18 protein-coding genes and 3 tRNA genes are annotated in these 19,166 nt (G+C 56.6%); 3 read left to right on the top strand and 18 right to left on the bottom strand.

Going from position 1 to position 19,166, the window contains the following annotated elements; translation table 11 throughout:
- Positions 1 to 193 precede the first annotated feature (193 nt).
- The 10 genes from smc to ccmA form a co-directional block, all read right to left on the bottom strand.
- The gene (smc, locus tag QEN58_RS03535) at positions 194 to 3,688 is read right to left on the bottom strand and encodes a chromosome segregation protein SMC (RefSeq protein ID WP_280105779.1); all 3,495 of its coding nucleotides are present in this window, start codon (positions 3,686 to 3,688) and stop codon (positions 194 to 196) included.
- A 24-nt stretch (positions 3,689 to 3,712) separates the two neighbouring features.
- Positions 3,713 to 4,951, bottom strand: coding sequence for a c-type cytochrome biogenesis protein CcmI (ccmI, locus tag QEN58_RS03530; RefSeq protein WP_280105778.1), 1,239 nt, complete (start codon positions 4,949 to 4,951; stop codon positions 3,713 to 3,715).
- On the bottom strand, positions 4,948 to 5,418 hold the full coding sequence (locus QEN58_RS03525) for a cytochrome c-type biogenesis protein (protein ID WP_280105777.1): 471 nt from the start codon (positions 5,416 to 5,418) through the stop codon (positions 4,948 to 4,950). Before QEN58_RS03525 ends, ccmI begins: the two co-directional genes overlap by 4 nt.
- The gene (locus QEN58_RS03520) at positions 5,409 to 5,936 is read right to left on the bottom strand and encodes a DsbE family thiol:disulfide interchange protein (RefSeq protein ID WP_280105776.1); all 528 of its coding nucleotides are present in this window, start codon (positions 5,934 to 5,936) and stop codon (positions 5,409 to 5,411) included. The genes QEN58_RS03525 and QEN58_RS03520 overlap by 10 nt, the downstream gene beginning before the upstream one ends.
- On the bottom strand, positions 5,933 to 7,954 hold the full coding sequence (locus QEN58_RS03515; protein WP_280105775.1) for a heme lyase CcmF/NrfE family subunit: 2,022 nt from the start codon (positions 7,952 to 7,954) through the stop codon (positions 5,933 to 5,935). Before QEN58_RS03515 ends, QEN58_RS03520 begins: the two co-directional genes overlap by 4 nt.
- Before the next feature lie 26 nt (positions 7,955 to 7,980).
- Entirely contained in the window at positions 7,981 to 8,490 is a 510-nt protein-coding gene (gene ccmE, locus QEN58_RS03510) for a cytochrome c maturation protein CcmE (protein WP_280105774.1), read from the bottom strand.
- Positions 8,487 to 8,678 (bottom strand): heme exporter protein CcmD, encoded by a 192-nt coding sequence (gene ccmD / locus QEN58_RS03505; RefSeq protein ID WP_280105773.1) that lies wholly within the window; start codon positions 8,676 to 8,678, stop codon positions 8,487 to 8,489. Before ccmD ends, ccmE begins: the two co-directional genes overlap by 4 nt.
- Positions 8,678 to 9,445, bottom strand: a complete 768-nt coding sequence (locus QEN58_RS03500; protein ID WP_280105772.1) for a heme ABC transporter permease — start codon at positions 9,443 to 9,445, stop codon at positions 8,678 to 8,680. The genes ccmD and QEN58_RS03500 overlap by 1 nt, the downstream gene beginning before the upstream one ends.
- A 14-nt stretch (positions 9,446 to 9,459) precedes the next feature.
- Complete coding sequence (gene ccmB, locus QEN58_RS03495; protein ID WP_425270304.1) at positions 9,460 to 10,152, bottom strand: heme exporter protein CcmB; 693 nt, start codon at positions 10,150 to 10,152, stop codon at positions 9,460 to 9,462.
- A 90-nt stretch (positions 10,153 to 10,242) separates the two neighbouring features.
- On the bottom strand, positions 10,243 to 10,863 hold the full coding sequence (gene ccmA / locus QEN58_RS03490; protein ID WP_280105770.1) for a cytochrome c biogenesis heme-transporting ATPase CcmA: 621 nt from the start codon (positions 10,861 to 10,863) through the stop codon (positions 10,243 to 10,245).
- Between the two features lie 197 nt (positions 10,864 to 11,060).
- Between ccmA and QEN58_RS03485 the strand changes: the two genes are divergently transcribed.
- Complete coding sequence (locus QEN58_RS03485) at positions 11,061 to 11,465, top strand: LexA family protein (protein WP_280105769.1); 405 nt, start codon at positions 11,061 to 11,063, stop codon at positions 11,463 to 11,465.
- The gene (locus tag QEN58_RS03480; RefSeq protein ID WP_280105768.1) at positions 11,465 to 12,082 is read left to right on the top strand and encodes an IMPACT family protein; all 618 of its coding nucleotides are present in this window, start codon (positions 11,465 to 11,467) and stop codon (positions 12,080 to 12,082) included. The genes QEN58_RS03485 and QEN58_RS03480 overlap by 1 nt, the downstream gene beginning before the upstream one ends.
- A 90-nt stretch (positions 12,083 to 12,172) precedes the next feature.
- Here QEN58_RS03480 and QEN58_RS03475 read toward each other — a convergent pair whose 3' ends face one another.
- The 3 genes from QEN58_RS03475 to QEN58_RS03465 form a co-directional block, all read right to left on the bottom strand.
- Positions 12,173 to 13,495, bottom strand: coding sequence for a sodium ion-translocating decarboxylase subunit beta (locus QEN58_RS03475; RefSeq protein ID WP_280105767.1), 1,323 nt, complete (start codon positions 13,493 to 13,495; stop codon positions 12,173 to 12,175).
- Positions 13,496 to 13,505: 10 nt separating this feature from the next.
- Complete coding sequence (oadA, locus tag QEN58_RS03470; RefSeq protein WP_280105766.1) at positions 13,506 to 15,326, bottom strand: sodium-extruding oxaloacetate decarboxylase subunit alpha; 1,821 nt, start codon at positions 15,324 to 15,326, stop codon at positions 13,506 to 13,508.
- Positions 15,327 to 15,418: 92 nt separating this feature from the next.
- Positions 15,419 to 15,676: an OadG family protein gene (locus QEN58_RS03465; protein ID WP_280105765.1), complete on the bottom strand. Its 258-nt coding sequence runs from the start codon at positions 15,674 to 15,676 to the stop codon at positions 15,419 to 15,421.
- Between the two features lie 161 nt (positions 15,677 to 15,837).
- Between QEN58_RS03465 and QEN58_RS03460 the strand changes: the two genes are divergently transcribed.
- Positions 15,838 to 16,836: a tRNA dihydrouridine synthase gene (locus QEN58_RS03460; protein WP_280105764.1), complete on the top strand. Its 999-nt coding sequence runs from the start codon at positions 15,838 to 15,840 to the stop codon at positions 16,834 to 16,836.
- Between the two features lie 171 nt (positions 16,837 to 17,007).
- Here QEN58_RS03460 and QEN58_RS03455 read toward each other — a convergent pair.
- The 5 genes from QEN58_RS03455 to QEN58_RS03435 all read right to left on the bottom strand — a co-directional run bounded on the left by QEN58_RS03455 (position 17,008) and on the right by QEN58_RS03435 (position 19,152).
- Positions 17,008 to 17,084 (bottom strand) — tRNA-Arg (locus tag QEN58_RS03455).
- An 83-nt stretch (positions 17,085 to 17,167) separates the two neighbouring features.
- Positions 17,168 to 17,244, bottom strand: a tRNA-Arg gene (locus tag QEN58_RS03450).
- 48 nt (positions 17,245 to 17,292) lie between these two features.
- Positions 17,293 to 17,385, bottom strand: a tRNA-Ser gene (locus tag QEN58_RS03445).
- A 133-nt stretch (positions 17,386 to 17,518) separates the two neighbouring features.
- Positions 17,519 to 17,707 (bottom strand): carbon storage regulator CsrA, encoded by a 189-nt coding sequence (csrA, locus tag QEN58_RS03440; protein ID WP_240717140.1) that lies wholly within the window; start codon positions 17,705 to 17,707, stop codon positions 17,519 to 17,521.
- A gap of 194 nt (positions 17,708 to 17,901) precedes the next feature.
- On the bottom strand, positions 17,902 to 19,152 hold the full coding sequence (locus tag QEN58_RS03435) for an aspartate kinase (RefSeq protein WP_280105763.1): 1,251 nt from the start codon (positions 19,150 to 19,152) through the stop codon (positions 17,902 to 17,904).
- Between the last annotated feature and the right edge of the window lie 14 nt (positions 19,153 to 19,166).

Genomic DNA, 19,166 nt, shown 5'->3' with positions numbered 1-19,166 from the left:
AGTTGAACGCTTTAGGACATTTTTTTACGCATTTAACCAACAAAAGATTATCCGCTTGGCTTTTATCGCGCCTGCTTTGCTCAATGCCCTTTTGCTCACAGTGCTCACTACAAACACTCAGACCTCCAATACATTTCCCCTGGGATCAATCAGAAGACTTTCGCTAATTTGCTGGGAGAGATAGCAAGTGGCGTTAGTCAACCAGCGCCGCGGCCTCTTCAATACCCACCGAGACTAACCGTGATACGCCGGGCTCCTGCATGGTGACCCCCATTAAGCGCTCGGCGGCTTCCATGGCAATTTTGTTATGGGTGATATAGATAAACTGAACGTTTTCAGACATCTCTTTCACCAATCTAGCGTAACGCCCCACATTGGCGTCATCCAAGGGGGCATCCACTTCATCCAGCATGCAGAAAGGCGCGGGGTTAAGCTGAAAAATTGCAAATACCAGCGAAAGCGCGGTCAGCGCCTTCTCGCCGCCCGAGAGCAGATGAATAGTGCTGTTCTTTTTACCCGGCGGACGGGCCATGATCGCCACGCCGGTTTCCAACAGGTCATCGCCAGTTAGCGTTAACCATGCGGCACCGCCGCCGAATACGCGAGGGAAAAGGGTTTGTAGACCCGTATTGACCTGGTCAAAGGTTTCTCGGAAACGCACGCGGGTTTCTTGATCAATGCGTTTAATCGCCCTTTCGAGAGTTTCCAGCGCCTCGGTCAACTCAGCGTGCTGCGCTTCCAGATAATTTCGCCGCTCGGCCTGCTGATCGTACTCCTCAATAGCGGCGAGGTTGATTGCCCCCAAGCGGCGAATTTTATCCGTGGTGCTTTCAAGACTTTCCTGCCAACGGCTTTCCGTCGCTTCCTCGGGCAACTGTTCGGCGAGGGTTTCGACGTTATGGCCAAGCTCAGTTAGCTGCTCATCTTGCGTAGCGGCTTTAAGCGCCAGCGCCTGTACATCCATACGCCGCTGTTGGAGCTGCTCGCGGCTCTGTTCCAGGTTACGCTCGTGCTGCTGGCGGGCTAGTTCGTCATTACGCAGCTGTTCTGCCAGTGCCTGGGCCTGCTGACGAGTGGCGTTCAAGCGCCCTTCCTGCTGCTCGCGCTGATGAAGCAGCTCTTCGAGTTCTTCCCCGGCCAGCTCGTCGGGTTCGATCAGCATTTCCCGGGACTCTTCCAGCTCGGCAATACGCAGCGAGAGTCGCTCTTCGGAGTCACTTGAACGCGCCTGCTGGGAGCGCAGGCTATCGCGCTCGGCACTTAAGCGTTCCCGCTCCAACGCCAACGCCTGTTGCTGCGCTTTGAGCGGGGCGTGCTGCTGGGTCAACTGGTCACGCGCTTCACGCTGACGGTTGCGCTGCTCGGCGCTGACTTCCCTCGTTTGCGCCGCATTTTCAAGCTGCTCCATGGCCACATGCCAGCGGGCCCGCTGCTCGTCGATGGTGAGCGCTAACTCCGCTTCATCCTCTTGCAGCTGGGCAAGCTCTTCATCAAGCTCAGTGGCGCGACTTTCAAGATGTTCCAGACGCTGGGCCAGGCTGCGCTCTTTTACCGCCAGCTGTTGCAGAGTGGCGGCGTGGGCGCGCTCCCGTTCGGCCTGCTGCTCACGGGCCTGCTCCAGCGTTTCAATACTCTCACTGGCCGCTTCACACTGCTCTTCGGCCAGCGCCAGCGCTTCTTCTTCACTTTCGCGCTGGGCGGTCAGTTCGGCGTAGCGGCGGCGCGTTAATAGCAGCCCGTCGATACCTTCGCCGTTGGCCTGCTGGTTAAGCCATCCGCGGCCCAGCCAAACGCCATCCTGGCTTACCACGCTTTCACCGGGTGCGAGGTGCGCTACCTGCGCCTTCGCCTCTTCTGCCGTTTGCGTATAGTGAATGCTTGCTAACCATTCGCCCAACGCCCCGGCGCCTTTGACCAAACTGTCTAATCGCTGGCCAGAGGTTGAGGCGGCTGGCGGTGTTTGATCAATCAGCCGCCACTCCGTGGTTAGCGCTTCAGGTAAAGCGGCCAGTTGGTGGCGATCCACCAGGCGAGCATTGAGCCAGGGCGCGAGCAACCAGGAAGTAAGTGCTTCCCAACCGGGCTCAACCTGCAGCACTTCACCCAGCTGCGGGGCATCCGCTAAACCATACGCTTCCAAGGTCGTGCCAATAGCTGGATCGTGATCCACCAGGGCAGCGTCAATCAACGCTTGAAGTGAGGCCAACTCACCCTGGCGCTGACTGAGTTCAGCGCGCTGATTGTCCCTAGACTGGGTGGCCTGCTGGTAGGCCGCTTTGGCATCGCCGTAGCGCTGCTGCCATTGATCGCGCTGGGTTTGAAAACCTTCCGCCTGCTCTTCGGCCTCGTTCAACTGCGCCTGGCACACCGCGTGCTCTTCGCGCAGTGCAGTGAGATCAGCTACCTCGCTGCGCTGCTGACGGCGGCGCTGATTTTCAGCCTGCAGGCGCTGGATACGCTGTTCAAGGTCGCGCAACTGATCCTGGCTGCGATCCGCATCGCGGCTGGCATCCCGCCAGCGGGTTTCGGCATCGGCCCACTGCTGCTCAGCGGTTTCCAGCGCCGGAGACGCGTCGGCTAACGCCTGCTCCAGGCTTTCGAGCTGCTCCTCCAGCGCTTCGTGTTCGGGGAGCAGGTCGTCAAAGCGATCGTCAATCGCGGCTAAACGTTCATGATCGCCTTCGCTAACACGGCGCTGTTCGTCCAACTCGCGCCGAGCCGTAGCGATGTCGCTGGCCAGCTGGGTTTCACGGCTGCGCCGATGGGCCTGATCCTGCTCTAAACGCGCGATGCGCGTGGTGGTTTCGAAGAACTGCTGCTGGTGGCGGTCGAGCACCTCTGAGAGTTCGTCGTGCTGCTCCCGGGCCTGTTCCAGACGGGTTTCGCACTGGCGGACGCCGAAGACATCCTTTTCTACCGCGATTTCCAACTCACGGACGCGGCTCTCTTGGTGCGATTGCTCGGCACGCAAGGTGCGCCCACGCAGCAGCGCCAGCTCGCCCTTGAGCCGATACTCCTGCTCTTTCAGATCTTGATAGCGCTTGGCGGCTTCAGCCTGACGTTTGAGGCGCTCTAGCTGTTTATCCAGCTCTTCGCGAATATCGTCCAGACGCTCCAGGTTCTCCTGGGTGCGCCGCATGCGGTTTTCGGTTTCCCGGCGGCGCTCCTTGTATTTGGAGATACCCGCGGCCTCTTCAAGCGTCGAGCGCAGGTCGTCGGGGCGGGCTTCGATCAGCCGCGAAATCATGCCCTGGCCGATAATCGCGTAGGAGCGCGGCCCCAGGCCGGTACCCATAAACAGGTCGGCGATATCACGCCGACGGCACTTCTGGCCGTTAAAGAAGTAGTTGGATTGTCCGTCGCGGGTGACCAAGCGCTTAACGGCAATTTCCGCGTACTGGGCGTAAACACCGCCCATGCCGCCATCGCGGTTGTCGAACTTGAGTTCTATGGACGCCTGACTGATCGGTTTACGGCCGGTGGAGCCGTTAAAGATAACGTCGGCCATGGATTCGCCGCGCAGTGTTTTGGCGGAGGACTCCCCCATCACCCAGCGCACGGCGTCAATAATGTTGGATTTACCGCAGCCGTTGGGGCCTACGATAGCGGTCATATTGCCATCGAAAGGCACCGTGACGGGGTCTACAAAGGACTTAAACCCGACTAAGCGAATCGACGTTAAGCGCATACCGAGGCGGCGTTCCCGTTGCGATTATTCAAAAACACGGTTAATCACCACTTCAACCGCCTCTGCGTCATCAATAGACCCGACGCTGACGCTCTCAAGGTCACCGAACAGATCCCCCGGCTGGGGCATTGCTTGGCCAGAGGGTGAAACACGCACCACTAAACGGGCTTCCTGAACCTGGGAGATTTGCGCCTGTGGCGACATCGCGGCACTGTTATCTAGCGTCACGGTCATGGGCAGCTCGGATACCTGCGCCCGCACCACGGCCAGGGGCGGTAACTCGCCTTCAATATCGCGGGCGGTGATAAAGACGCTGGCATCGCCATCTACGCGCCCGACGAGCTCCTCATCCAGCGAGACACGGACACGAATGCCGGTGCCCTCGGCGACGGTTTCTTCAGGTTCAACGCCCAAGCGCTCCTGAGCCACGCGAATGCCGTCGCGCAGTGAGGAGACGGTGTTGGGATCCTCGATATTGGCAATTGCCCGGCGCCAGTGATCAATGGCCTGCTCGTAATCGCCGCTGTCAAAGGCATTAATACCCAGCAAGCCCAGCACGGTGGGCTGGCGAGGATCCTGCTCCAAGGTCTCATCGACCAACGCCTGCACTTCGTCGGTAAGCTCGCGCTCGGCCATAAAGAAACGAATTTGCGCCAACTGGGCGAGCAGCGGTGGAATGCGCCCTTCAATCTCGATCAGGCGCTCCAGGGCGTCCACCGCCTTGGGCATTTGTCCGGTTTCACGGTAGAGCGGAAACAGCTCGCTCCACACATTGGGATTATCAGGCTGGCGTTCGGCCTGCTCCTCCATGCGCTCGATGTACATGGCAAGCGAACCATCAGGGTCATTCTGAACTTCTTGCTGCACGGCCAGCAGCACCAGGTCGCCCTCGGCGCCCTCGTGCTGGTACCAAATAACGCTAACAGCGACCACAGCGAGCATCACCACGGGCACGACAATACGGCCGGCGCCGGCAGCCTTTAGCGGCCTTCGCTCGCGAAAAGCGGTATCGTCCAGCAGACTGCGCTCAAGCTCCAGCCGGTCTTCCTCAAAGCGTGCAGCATCTATATCGCCGCGTTCCCGGGCCGCTTCCAGTGACGCCAAGCGGCGCTTGAAAATCGCCACGTTCTGCTCGGCGGAGGTGTCGTTGGCTTCAAAATCGCGCTGCTGGTCATGCAGTGCACGTGCCTTTCTGAGCGGCGAAACCAACAGCCACAGCGCGGGGAGCAGTAGAACGGCAATGGCAATCCAGAGCAGCGTCATGAAGACCTCTTACGGTTAGTCAGCGCATCTATACGCTGGCGCTCTTCGGCGCTCAACGCTTTAGCAGAGGCGTTGCGGCGGGCGCGCACCATCAGTACGACCACAATAACGCCTAGCAACACCAGGGCGATGGGCAAGCCCCAAAGCAGATAAGTACGGCTCTCTAAACGCGGGTTGTAGAGAATATATTCGCCAAACCGCTGCACCATATGGTTGATAATTTCGATATCCGACTGCCCTTCTTGCAGCAGTTGATAAACCCGATCGCGCATATCTCCTGAAATGGGGGCGTCGGAATCGTCAATGGCCTGGTTTTCACACAGCGGACAGCGCATGGAGGCGGTTAAATCGTGATAGCGCTTCTCCATGACCGGGTCGTCAAATTCGCGCAGTTCGATACCACCCGCCATTGCGCCAAACGTTATGACCAGCAGTAGTAACGCTGTCATGGTTCGTATTAGCGCCATTTTTCCACCTCCGGCAGAATTCGCTCGCGCAGGTCTTGCGGTGATACGTAGCCTTTATGGTGATAGCGAATGACCCCGTCGGCATCGACCAGGAACGTCTCTGGGGCACCGTAGACGCCAAGATCAAACCCTAGCTCGCCTTCCGGATCAAAAATATTAACTTCAAACGGATCGCCAAATTCATTGAGAAACTGCATACCTTTCTCGCGGGTATCGCGGTAGTTAACCCCGACCATGCGAATGCCGTTATCAGCCAGTTCCAGCAGTTGCGGCATTTCCTGTTTACAGGCGGGACACCACTCGCCCCACACATTCACCAGGGTCACTTCACCCTTTAACAGCGTTTGGTCGACCTGCCGATTCTCATCACGCAGCGTGGTGGCTTCAAAGGTCGGGAACTCGCGTGCCATCAGCGCAGAATCGCGCTGGGAGGGATCCAACGAGAGGCCTTGGTAAAAGAACAGCGCCATGCCTAAAAAACACACCGGCAACAGTAATAGCAGTAGCCGTCGCTTCATACCGTGGCCTCCTGTGCGCTGTTCTGAGCACTATCGCCTTGGCTACCCACTTTGGACGCTTCACGGGTTACCGTAGCGCGGCGGTAGCGCTTGTCGAGCACCGCCAATACACCGCCGAACGCCATTAGTAGTGCACCCAGCCAGAGCCAGCGGACGAACGGCTTATACTGCACCCGCATTGCCCAGCTGCCATCCCCAAGGTCTTCGCCCATTGCGACATAGAGATCCCGAAATAACCCTGGCCGTAAGGCCACCTGCGTCATCGGCATGCGAGTCGCCAGGTAGAGACGCTTCTCTGGACGCATGGTAAAACTATGCCCTGAGTCACCGCGCTGAACTTGCAGAACCGTGGTATCAGCAAGGAAGTTAGGCCCTCGGCGCTCGGTTAACTCGGTCATAGTAAACTGGTAGCCCGCCACTTCTACTGTAGTGCCCGGCGCCATGCGCACATTGCGCTCAATGTTGTAGTTGGACACTACCGTTACGCCGACGATAGTCACCGCAACACCGACGTGCCCCAGCACCATGCCCCAGTAAGCCAGGGAAAGCTTGCGGACACCGGCCACAAACGAACTGGCGTGACGGGTCTTATCGAATATATCGCGCACCATCGGCAGTACGATCCAGAGTGCGGAGACGATACCCAGGGAGACAAACAGGTTCCACTCGCCGCGATACAGCAGCGGCATTAATATGCCTAGCGCCAGCGCGGCCACGCCTGCCAACCACAGTTTACGGATCAGATCCCGTGCCGCCATGCTTTTCCAGCGCGTTACCGAGCCTAGCCCCATAAAGATACACATCATCACGGTAAGCGGGACAAACAAGGCATTAAAGTAAGGCGGCCCCACGCTGATTTTCCCCAGCCCCAGAGAATCCAGAATCAACGGATAGACGGTACCCAGCAGCACGGTAACGGTCATAATCACCAAAAAGATATTATTGACCAGCAGCAGCGCATCCCGGGAGAGCCAGTTAAAGCCTACTTTATGACTCACCCGCGGCGCGCGTAGGGCAAACACCAGCAGCGACAGCGTTACCGTAGTGGCCAGCAGCATGAGAATAAAGAAACCGCGGGCCGGGTCGTTAGCAAACGCATGCACCGAGGTCAGCACACCAGAGCGCACCAGAAAGGTACCCATCAGCGACAGCGAAAAGGTCGAGATCGCCAGCAGCACGGTCCAGCTTTTAAATGAGCCGCGCTTCTCGGTCACGGCTAGCGAGTGAACGAGAGCAGTACCCGTCAACCAGGGCAGCAGCGAAGCGTTTTCGACCGGGTCCCAGAACCACCAGCCGCCCCAGCCAAGCTCGTAGTAGGCCCACCAGCTGCCCAGTGCAATCCCCACGGTCAGAAACGCCCACGCCAGGTTTGTCCAAGGCCGTGCCCAGCGCGTCCAGGCGGCGTCTAAACGTCCACCCAACAGCGCCGCAATCGCAAATGCAAACACCACGGAAAAGCCTACATAGCCCATGTAGAGCATGGGCGGATGAACCACTAGCCCGAAGTCTTGCAACAGCGGGTTAAGGTCGGCGCCATCCTGGGGCATACCGGGCAGTAGCCGCTCGAAGGGGTTTGATGTCATCAGAATAAACAGTAAGAAGCCTACGCAAACCATGCCCATTACGCCCATTACTCGGGCGACCATATCCCGCGGCAGGTTGCCGGTAAACAGGCTGGCCGCAAACCCCCAGCCCGCGAGCATAAAGCTCCACAGCAGCACCGACCCTTCATGGTTGCCCCATACCGCGCTGAACTTGTAGTACCAGGGCAGCAGCGAGTTGGAGTTATTGGCCACGTTCGCCACGCTAAAGTCGTCCAGCATATAGCTGGCCGTCAAACAGGCGTAGGCAATGGCAATAAACACAAACTGCCCCACCGCCATGGGCTGACCATAGGCCATCCACAGAGGACGCCGGGTGGCGGCACCGGCCAGCGGCATCACTGCCTGCACCGCTGCCATCAGCAGTGCGATAATGAGGGCAAAGTGGCCAATTTCAGGAATCAGTTTGATCAGCATGCGTGCTCCAAATTGGGCTATCTACCCTAGTATTCGCTTGCCTGGGGAACGCCGTCTTCGTCCAGGCGTTTGCCCACTTCGGCGGCTTTGGCCTGGTAGTCGGCGGGCGAGTAGCCCGCTTCTTCGAGCGCCTGGGCGACTTCGGGGGGCATATAGTTCTCGTCGTGGCGCGCAAGCACCTTGTCGGCATACAAGCGTCCATCGGCCTGAAGTTCACCGACGACCACCACGCCTTGGCCTTCACGGAACAGGTCGGGCAGGATGCCGCTGTAGTAGACCTCCAGGTCATCGACGTAATCCGTCACGGTAAATTCGACGTCCAGGCTTTCGGGGTCACGGGAGACCGAGCCCTCTTTCACCATGCCACCGGCGCGAATCTGCCGCTCCATGGGTGCATCGCCCTGGGCGATCTGCACCGGGCTAAAAAACAGATTAATGTTAGCGCGCAGCGCGTACAGGGTCAGCCCCACGGCAATCGCTGCCAGCGACACAAGGCCTAGAATAATAAAGAGCTTCTGTTTACGTTTGGGCGTCATTGGGTGTTTCCCCTTGCGCTGTTTGCGCGTTTTGCGCGGCGTCTCAAGCCTTTGAGCAGTTGGCGCTGTTCAGCACGCGCATGCCATACGCTGGCGATCAGCAGTAGCGCTGTCACGCCCCAGGCAGACCATACATAAGGCGCGTGGCCACCCATGGCGAGAAATTCGGAAAATGAGTCAAATGCCATTAGCGGGCCTCCTCCGCATTCGCGTTCACTACCTGGCCTTTAACCAGATCCTGTACCCAGCGTTTGTTAGCTTCGCGGCGCAGAATTTCGCTACGTGTGCGCATCAGCGTCAAGGCAATAAAAAAGCTGTAGAAACCCAGCACCATAATCACTAGAGGCAGCCACATTTCGGTAGGCATGGCCGGGCGCGAGGTCAGCGTAAATGAAGCCGGCTGGTGCAGGGTGTACCACCAATCTACCGAGTATTTGATGATGGGAATATTGATCACCCCCACCATAGCCAGCACCGAGGCTGCCCGTGAGGCGCTATCGCGGCTGGTAAAAGCGCCACGCAGCGCAATGACGCCCAAGTACAAAAACAACAGAATAAGCATGGAGGTTAGCCGTGCATCCCACATCCACCAGGTTCCCCAGGTGGGCACGCCCCATACGGCGCCGGAAAACAGCGCGACAAAAGTCATGGCCGCGCCAAGAGGTGCCATCACCGCCCCCGCCATATCGGCGACTTTAATTTTCCAGACCATAAACACCAGGCCGGAAACCGCCATAGCGATAAAAATGGACTGGGCTAAAAAGGCCGCCGGCACATGGACGTAAATAATTCGGAAGCTATTACCCTGTTGGTAATCCGCCGGGGCAAATGCTAACCCCCACAGCGAACCGGTGACGATCAACAGCGCCGCCGCGGCCCAGAACCAGGGCTGTAATTTGGCACTAATAGCGTAGAACCACTTGGGTGATCCCAGCTTATGTATAAAGGCCCACATAGCGTGTCCTATCCTTAACCGTTAATACTGATACGCAGCGATGCGGCAATCGCCCACGGCGCCAACATCAGTGAGGCGGCGAGCAGCGCGCCCAGGATAGCCAAATGTGCGGAGACACCGTCCCCGAAAATGGCCGCCTGCACCGCGCCTGCGCCAAAAATAAGTACCGGGATATACAGCGGCAGCACCAGCAATGAAAGCAGCACCCCGCCCCGCGCCAAGCCGACGGTTAACGCCGCGCCAATCGCGCCAATCAAACTCAAGCTTGCCGTACCCAGGGCAAGCGACAGCGCCAATATGGCGTAGCTACCCGCTGGCAGCGCCAGCATAACACCCAGTATTGGCGCCATCAGCGCCAACGGTAAGCCCGTCAGCAGCCAGTGCACGGCCACTTTGGCCAAACTTAAAGCGACTAGCGGCTGCGGTGCCAATAGCAGTTGCTCCAGACTGCCGTCGTCATAATCGCTACGAAACAGGCTGTCCAGTGAAAGCAGTGCGGCTAACAAAGCTGCCACCCACAGCAAACCTGGCGCAATCACTGCTAACAGCTCTGGGTCAGGCGAAATAGCGATCGGAAATAGGGTGATCACCAGGGAAAAAAACACCAGCGGGTTGAGCACTTCGCCACGGCGTCTCAGCAACAGCGTTAAGTCACGCACTAGCGTGGCTTTCACAGCGGTCATTAACCCACCCTTATGCTCACGCATTAGCACTGCTGAAACCTGTTGGGTGGTGTCTGAACCGTGTAAAGAGCTATGTGAAGCGCCATGTAAAGAGCTGTGCAACCCTTTCTCCTCCTACCCTAGGGATATCCGTCTCAACAACGGTGAAGCGGTTAACTCGTGGTGTGTCGTTACTAACACACAGCCGCCCGCCTGAGCGTGTGCAACCAGCTGCTTCTCTAAATCAGCGACGCCGTGGCGATCAATCGCGGTGAAGGGTTCATCCAGTACCCATAGGGCGCGCGGTGTAAGCGTTAAGCGCGCCAGCGCTACACGGCGCTGCTGACCTGCCGAGAGCTGACCTGCGGGCACGTCTTCAAAGCCAGCCAAACCAACCCCTTCAAGGGCATTCAGTCGCTGTTCTTCATTACCGTTCTCACCGCTTAACGCCTGATACCAGGCTAAATTTTCTAACGGAGAAAGTCCTGATTTAATGCCTGGGGCATGTCCTAAATAGAGCAAATTTGCCAGAAAATGTTCACGTGCCTCGTTCATCGCAGCGCCATTCCAGAACAGCTCGCCCTGATAGTCGCTGAGCTGCCCGGAGAGAATTTTCAACAGGCTGGTTTTACCACTGCCATTGGGGCCCTCAATACGCACAATTTCGCCGCTGCGAATATCAAGATCCAACCCTTGAAACAGCCAACGATCGTCGCGCTCACAGGCAAGCTGTCGGGCTTGTAGACACAGGCTCAAGCGTCTCTCCAGGCATATTGATTTCGCGTCGAACTCTACACGTAAAGCCCCTTTCTCGCCACTCACACAATGCGGCGCTGGGTCGCAGCATGATCTCCATCAGTATGGTGTAAGACTAATTATCTCTAGCACTGTATGCAAAAACAGGTCTACAATGAAAACCACTGTATGAAAGAACATGCAATGGAGATTCTCTAATGACCCTATCGATGGCAGCACCTAGCGCTACGTTCGGCCGTAGACAACCTGCACCGCGTCCATACGCGATGGCGCCTAGCGTAACCCGACGCAACACCTACGCGCTCAAAGTGCGCGGCAACGCACTGTGTGATTGCAACTTGTTCGATGGCGATGTCATTATTATCCGTCGCTATCAACATGATACCCAGACAGAAACCGCCGTTGCCGAAATTAATCAGCAAACAGTCGCTTTGAGGCAGCTCTCTATCAGCCGCTTTGGCGTGGAGCTATGGCCAGAAGATGCACTGCAGCCAGCGCTATTTTTGCACAACCGGGATATTCAGGTGCTCGGTATGGTAATGGGTGTCGAACCACATCCAAGAGCTTGCCAGAAAAATAAGCATACCTTCACGGAGCATTAATGCGCTATCGGGTTCCCGAGCTACCCCCTGAGTCATGGCACACGGCTGACATTGAAGTAGAAAAGAGCCATTTCATTACCTGGATCTGCCACGCTCCCGATATCAACGCATTCACTAATCTGCTGAATGCGGCGAAAACCGCGCACCCAAATGCCAGCCACCACTGCACTGCCTATATTGCCGGGCCACCCGGCGAGCAAAATTTGATCGGCTTTTCCGATGATGGCGAGCCTGGCGGCACCGCTGGCCGACCTATGTATCAGGTTCTCCAGGGTAGCCAACTGGGCCAGATAGGCTGTGTGGTCATTCGTTATTTTGGCGGCACTAAACTCGGCACCGGCGGCTTAGCCCGCGCTTACGCCCAGGCGGTTAGCCATTCCCTTGAGACGCTGCCTACCCGGGAAGTGGTTGAGCGCAACACCTATACCCTGCGACTCACCTTTGCCAATGAAGCGATTGCCCGCGCCTGGTGTGAAGAGCGCGATATCCCGATTGAACAAGCCGACTACGATGGTGATGGCGTGCGCCTGGCCATTGGCTGGCCACGGGACTACCCGCTTGACCTTACCCCGCTGGAAAACCGCATAAAAAGTGCTATTGAGATTCTCACTGACTAAACCTATCACTCATTAAAAAACGCGACATACCGAAAGTATCAGCATGCCGCGCTCGGATTAATCTCTTTCTAAGCATTAACCCATTAAGCTTCAGCCCAAGTATTTAATCATCACCCCAGCGGCTACCGCCGAACCAATGACCCCGGCCACATTGGGGCCCATGGCGTGCATCAGCAGGAAGTTATGCGGGTTGGACTCAAGCCCCACTTTGTTAGCCACCCGCGCCGCCATCGGCACTGCAGAAACACCCGCAGCACCAATTAACGGGTTGATGGGCATTTTGCTGACTAAATTCATTAGCTTTGCCATCAATACCCCCGCGGCTGTGCCGATGCCGAAGGCGACAATCCCTAAGCCCAAGATCCCCAGCGTCTCAAACGACAGGAAGCTATCGGCCATCAGCTTGGAACCCACCGACAGGCCGAGGATGATGGTGACGATATTGATCAGGGCATTCTGCGCGGTATCCGACAGGCGCTCGACCACGCCACATTCGCGCATCAAATTACCGAAACAGAACATGCCCAGTAGCGGTGCTGCATCAGGTAGAAACAGCGCGACCAATATCAACAGCACCAGCGGGAAGACCACCTTTTCCAGCTTGGAGACCGGCCGCAGCTGCGTCATCTTGATTTGACGCTCTTTTTGGGTGGTCAAAAGACGCATAATCGGGGGCTGAATTAGCGGTACCAGCGCCATATAGGCGTAGGCGGCCACAGCGATAGCACCCAGCAGTTCCGGTGCTAACATGCTGGCGACGTAAATGGAGGTCGGGCCATCCGCGCCGCCAATAATACCAATGGCGGCGGCCTGGTTAAGCGAGAAATCCATGATCCCCATCGAGCTAAGCACTACGGCGCCAAACAGGGTGGCAAAAATACCAAATTGAGCAGCGGCACCTAAAAAAAGCGTGCGCGGGTTGGCCAGCAGCGGACCGAAATCGGTCATGGCGCCCACACCCATAAAGATAATCAGCGGGGCAACACCCGAGGCAATCGCAACGCGATAGAAGCTGTAGAGCATGCCGTCGCCGTAACCTACACTCATGGCGATATCCCGCGCGGCACGCACCTGATCCGGCGCTGCGGAATCGTGGGCAAGCGCTTTTAGCGACTCCCGCCATACCTCTAAGTTCGACACCGGATCGAGAGTAGCACCCAGGGCGGCTGCTATCTGCTGCAGCACCACGGGTTTTGCCACCTCAATCGCTTGGTCCAGCGCTGAAATAGCCAGCCCCGCCTCGGGGATATTGGCCAGAATGCCACCAAAGCCAATCGGCACTAGCAGCAACGGCTCAAACTTCTTATAGATGGCCAGGTAGAGCAGCAGTAGTCCCACTACAATCATGACCGCTTGGCCAAGCTCAAGGTTATACAGCCCAGAACCTTCCCATAACGTTACTAATTTATCCATTACTGGGCCCTTAGAGTTCGATCAGCGTATCGCCTACGGCTACGCTGTCGCCCTCGCTGACGTTCACCTTAGACACAGTGCCTGCGCTGCTGGCACGCACTTCGGTTTCCATTTTCATCGCTTCCAGGATGATCACCACGTCACCTTCAGCGACCTGCTCGCCGGGACGGACATTGACCTTGAAGATATTACCGGCCAGCGGTGCATCAATGCTTTCTCCACTACCTCCACTGGGTGCAGGGGCTTCCTCTTTGGGTGCGCTGGCGCTGGCCGTTTGCTCCTGCACCTCCCCCAGCTCACCACCTTCAGACACTTCCACCACGAAGGCTTTGCCGTTGAGCTTAACGGTATAGGTTTCCGGGCCACTGCTGGCTACAGGCGCTTTGCTTTCCGCCTTGGCAGGTGTTTTTTCCGCGCTTGCTTCAGCCACCTGGGGAACAGGCTCAAAGGCGTCGGGATTGTCACGGTTCTTAAGGAATTTCAAACCAATCTGGGGAAACAGCGCATAGGTCAGGACGTCATCGACTTCGCGCTTGCCTTCAGCCAAGCGGATGCCTTCAGCGCTGGCTTTCTCTTTCAGCTCCGTGGCTAGTCTATCCATTTCCGGTGAGAGGTTATCCGCCGGGCGGCAGGTAATTGGCTCGCCGCCTTCTAGCACGCGCTTCTGCAGTTCGGCGTTAAAGGGGGCAGGGGCCGCGCCATATTCTCCTTTGAGCAGCGCCTGGACTTCCTTGGAGATCGACTTGTAGCGCTCGCCCATCATCACGTTCATCACCGCCTGGGTGCCGACGATTTGCGAAGTGGGCGTTACCAGCGGAATAAAGCCAAGATCTTCGCGGACGCGAGGAATTTCGCTTAGTACGTCGTCCAGCTTGTCGCCCGCACCCTGCTCTTTCAGCTGGCCTTCCATATTGGTCAGCATACCGCCGGGCACCTGAGCAATCAGGATGCGCGAATCAATACCGCGCAGCGAACCTTCAAAGGCGGCGTACTTTTTGCGCACTTCGCGGAAGTAACCGGCAATATCTTCGAGCAGCTCAAGATCCAGGCCGGTATCGCGACCGGTATCTTTGAGCATTGCCACCACTGACTCGGTGGGACTGTGGCCGTAGGTCATCGACATGGACGAGATTGAGGTATCGACGTTATCGATGCCCGCTTCTACCGCTTTCAAAATAGTCGATGTAGAGAGACCGGTGGTAGCGTGGCAGTGCAAGTGCACCGGTATCGATAGCTCTTTCTTGAGTCGTGTGACCAAGTCGAAAGCCGTGTAGGGCGTCAATAGCCCCGCCATATCCTTGATAGCCAATGAATCTGCGCCTAAACCGGCAATGGTTTTAGCGAGATCGACCCAGCTATCCAGGGTATGTACCGGGCTTACAGTGTAGGAGATAGTGCCCTGGGCATGGCCTTCCACGTCACGCACAGCCTGAATGGCGCGTTCGAGATTGCGCGGATCATTCATGGCATCAAAGACACGGAAGACATCAACGCCGTTAGTTTTCGCCCGCTCGACAAACTTATCGACCACGTCATCGGCGTAGTGACGATAGCCCAGCAGATTCTGGCCGCGTAGCAGCATGGCTTGGGGCGTATTGGGCATAGCCTCTTTTAAAGCACGAATGCGCTCCCACGGATCTTCACCCAAATAACGAATGCAGGCGTCATAAGTGGCTCCACCCCAGGTTTCCAGCGACCAGTAGCCAACGCGATCAAGCTTTTCAGCGATCGGCAGCATATCGTCCAGGCGCATACGCGTGGCAAATAGTGATTGATGGGCATCGCGCAGCACGACATCAGTAATGCCTAGAGGGCGTTTTATTTCGTTCATGGTCTTGGCTCACAGTAGTAGAGTTGTAAGTTTGTAGTAAAAATAACAAAAAAATAGCCAAAAGATGGCCAAAATGAAAAAAATTGAGAAAGTTAGCGACGCCGCGTTGAGCGGTAACGGTGCACTGCAGCACTGATCACTGCCATGACCTCGTCACTTTGAGCAGAAGGGGCCGAAGCTTGCGACGATTTTTTGCCTGTATCAACCGCGACGGGAACGGGTTGAAAACGCGCTATAAGCTTCGACATCAGCGTAACGCTAATAACCAAAATAGTAAGAAAAACAAACACTACACCCATGCCGAGCGCCATCAATGCCAACCCACCCTGCAATAATTCCAGATCCTGCATAAGGCACTCTCCTATGTCTTCAAAACTGTCTTTAACTATTGTTCTAGTACATTCTTACGCACATCATCATGCCAATACGAAGAAAGGCGCTTGGCGCAGTAAGGGGAATACACTAACCTGCCACACCCAGAATAGAATGCAATGGCGCGATAGTGGAAGTCATGGTTGTTAATTTACTACATAACGGCAGAATCGGCCTAGCCCCGATGGAAGGTGTGATCGACGCACTGACTCGCGATCTGTTAACCCGCCATGCCGGGTTCGACTGGACGGTCACCGAGTTTGTCCGCGTTGTTGATGCCCGCCTGCCACCCAGAGTGTTTTATAAATACTGCCCCGAACTTACGCAACCGTCTGTGGCCACACCAAGCGGTATTCCGGTGCATTTACAGCTACTGGGTTCTGACCCAGTCGCCCTGGCGGCCAACGCGCGCCAGGCGCTTAGCTTAGGCGCGGTGAGCGTCGACCTTAACTTCGGCTGCCCTGCCAAACTGGTTAACCGGCACGATGGCGGCGCTTCGCTACTGCGCCAGCCTGATCGCGTCTACCAAGCGGTTAAAGCCGTTCACGACGCTTTAGACGGCGAAATCCCCGTGACTGCCAAGATTCGCCTGGGCTTCGCCAATCGCCGCTTAGCGGTGGCCTGCGCCCAAGCCACCGAAGCAGGTGGTGCCGCACAGCTGGTGGTACATGCACGCACCCGAGACGAGGGCTACCGACCTCCGGCGCATTGGGAGTGGATCGGCAAAATCCGCCGCCAGGTGAGCATTCCGGTTGTCGCCAATGGCGATATCTGGACGCTGGAAGATTACTGGAAGGCCCGCACTCTGTCAGGATGTCGCGACGTAATGCTGGGACGCAGCGCACTGGCCGACCCTTGGTTGGCACCACGCATTCGCCATTGGCTGCGAACAGGCGAGCGGCTGCCCGAAAGCAGCTGGACGATGCGCGCCAATGTGCTCAAAGAGTACGCCGCCCTTCAGCGCCAGCAGTTGCCAGACCGTGTCGTGGTCTCGCTGGTAAAGCAGTGGCTAGCGCAAATGCGCCAAGGCAGCAGTGACGCTGAGCAGAATTTTCAGCGCGTAAAGCGCCTCACCGTGCTAGATCAACTGCTCGACAGCCTCGTCGTCGACGAACAGCACGCCGTACTACAGGCTTAGCCTTTCTGTTGCAGCTACCCATTTAACAGGCAAAAAAAAGCGCCCTACCGCAAAGCGGGGGCGCTACAAACGATCGCAAGACCGGGGCGCGAGCTACTTCCGGTCAGGCTGGAAACTGGTCAGGCTGGAAACAGAAAACCCGCTCTAAACAAGAGAGCGGGTTTTGGAATCTGGCGCGCCCGGGAGGATTCGAACCTCCGACCCCCTGATTCGTAGTCAGGTACTCTATCCAGCTGAGCTACGGGCGCGTGATGTTGCGTCGAACTTTTACTGATCTGACACTTTGCAACCACTTCATCTGCTACTGGATCGCCAACAAGTATCAAGAAGGTGGCGCGCCCGGGAGGATTCGAACCTCCGACCCCCTGATTCGTAGTCAGGTACTCTATCCAGCTGAGCTACGGGCGCATACCTTGTGACCACATACTTACTAACTCTAAGCACTGGCCATGCGATTGGCGGAGAGAGAGGGATTCGAACCCTCGATAGGGCTATAAACCCTATACTCCCTTAGCAGGGGAGCGCCTTCAGCCACTCGGCCACCTCTCCTCAACGGCACGGCGCGAATATTACCGATTTAGCCTTCTTGTGTCTAGTCTTCTACGGATTTTTTTCGCACCGGCCATATCTTACAACTAATTTTACGCTTTAAGCATCGTTTCATCGTGCGAGCCCGCCAGTCTTATTCCACTTCGTTTTCACTGCTTCGTTCACGCTGAATACGCTGGTAAATCTCTTCACGATGGACTGCTACGTCTTTAGGCGCATTTACGCCAATACGTACTTGATTGCCTTTCACACCTAGCACGGTGACGGTGATTTCATCACCGATCATCAGGGTTTCGCCAACACGGCGAGTTAGGATGAGCATGGCTGATCTCCTTTTCAGTCGTTTTATGCAACGGGATATGTCAGCCGGTGGCAACACCACGCCATTATGCGGCATAGTGCTGCCTGTCACCAATCACCCCGGCTTCATAACACCTTATACCTCCCGTTGAAAGAAAGCTCACCACCACAAGGCAGCAAGTACATCCTCAGCGTAGAAGGTTTAAGGCATAAATGTTATTCCGATTCGATATCTGCCTTATCTAGACCAAAAGCTTTGTGTAATGCGTTAACGGCAAGCTCCATATGTTTCTCATCAATAACGACCGAAATTTTAATTTCAGAAGTGGAGACCATACGGATATTGACGTTTTCGTCGGCTAGTACGCGGAACATTTTTGATGCCACACCCGCGTGAGAACGCATGCCCACACCCACTAAAGAAACCTTAGCGATATTGTCATCACCGCGCAGCTCACCGCCGCCCAGATCAGGGATCACCGTCTCTTCAAGCAGCTTCTTAGTGGCTTTGTAATCGCCCTTGGCAACCGTAAAGGTAAAGTCGGTATAGTCACCGGCTGGCGCCACGTTCTGAACGATCATATCAACTTCGATATTGGCATCGGCAATCGGACCTAGAATGCGCGATGCTACACCCGGCACATCCGGCGTATTGAGCAAGGTTAATTTTGCTTCATTTTTGGTAAAGGCGATACCGGAGATCAGTGGTTCTTCCATAGCGTCCTCGTCTTGGTCGGCTTCTGCAACAATTAGGGTACCGGGGCCATCTTCAAAACTCGACAGCACCCGCAGGGGCACGTTGTACTTACCGGCAAACTCTACCGCACGGATCTGCAGCACTTTAGAACCGAGACTGGCCAGTTCCAGCATCTCTTCGACGGTGATGCTCGTTAAGCGCTGAGCTTTGGAGCAGACACGGGGGTCAGTGGTGTATACCCCGTCAACATCGGTATAAATCTGGCATTCATCAGCACCCAGCGCGGCGGCCAACGCCACACCCGTGGTGTCGGAACCGCCGCGACCCAGGGTAGTGATATTGCCGTCTTCATCAACCCCTTGGAATCCGGCCACGACCACTACCTGCCCAGCTTCCAGGTCGGCCTTCAGGTCTTCGGTTTCAATGCGTTGGATACGCGCCTTGGTATAGGCGCTATCGGTGTGAATGCCTACCTGGGCGCCAGTATGCGAAGTGGCTGGCACACCGATTTGCTGAAGCGCCATAGCAAGCAGTGAAATAGTCACCTGCTCACCGGTCGACAGCAGCATATCCATCTCGCGCGGCGCGGGATCGTCGTTAAGCGCCTGCGCCATATCGGTAAGCCGATTAGTTTCGCCGCTCATGGCGGAGACCACGACCACTATCTGATGGCCTTGATCGCGGAAGCCCTTAACCTTTTCCGCTACGGCCTTGATACGCTCGACAGAGCCCACCGAAGTGCCGCCGAACTTCTGTACGTATAGTGCCATATGCCGTTTTTCCT

The sequence above is a fragment of the Halomonas alkaliantarctica genome, from assembly GCF_029854215.1.
In the GTDB taxonomy this organism is placed as follows: Bacteria; Pseudomonadota; Gammaproteobacteria; order Pseudomonadales; family Halomonadaceae; genus Vreelandella; species Vreelandella alkaliantarctica_A.
The sequence above is the reverse complement of the archived record's forward strand: the minus strand, read 5'-3'. Positions and strand labels throughout refer to the sequence as shown.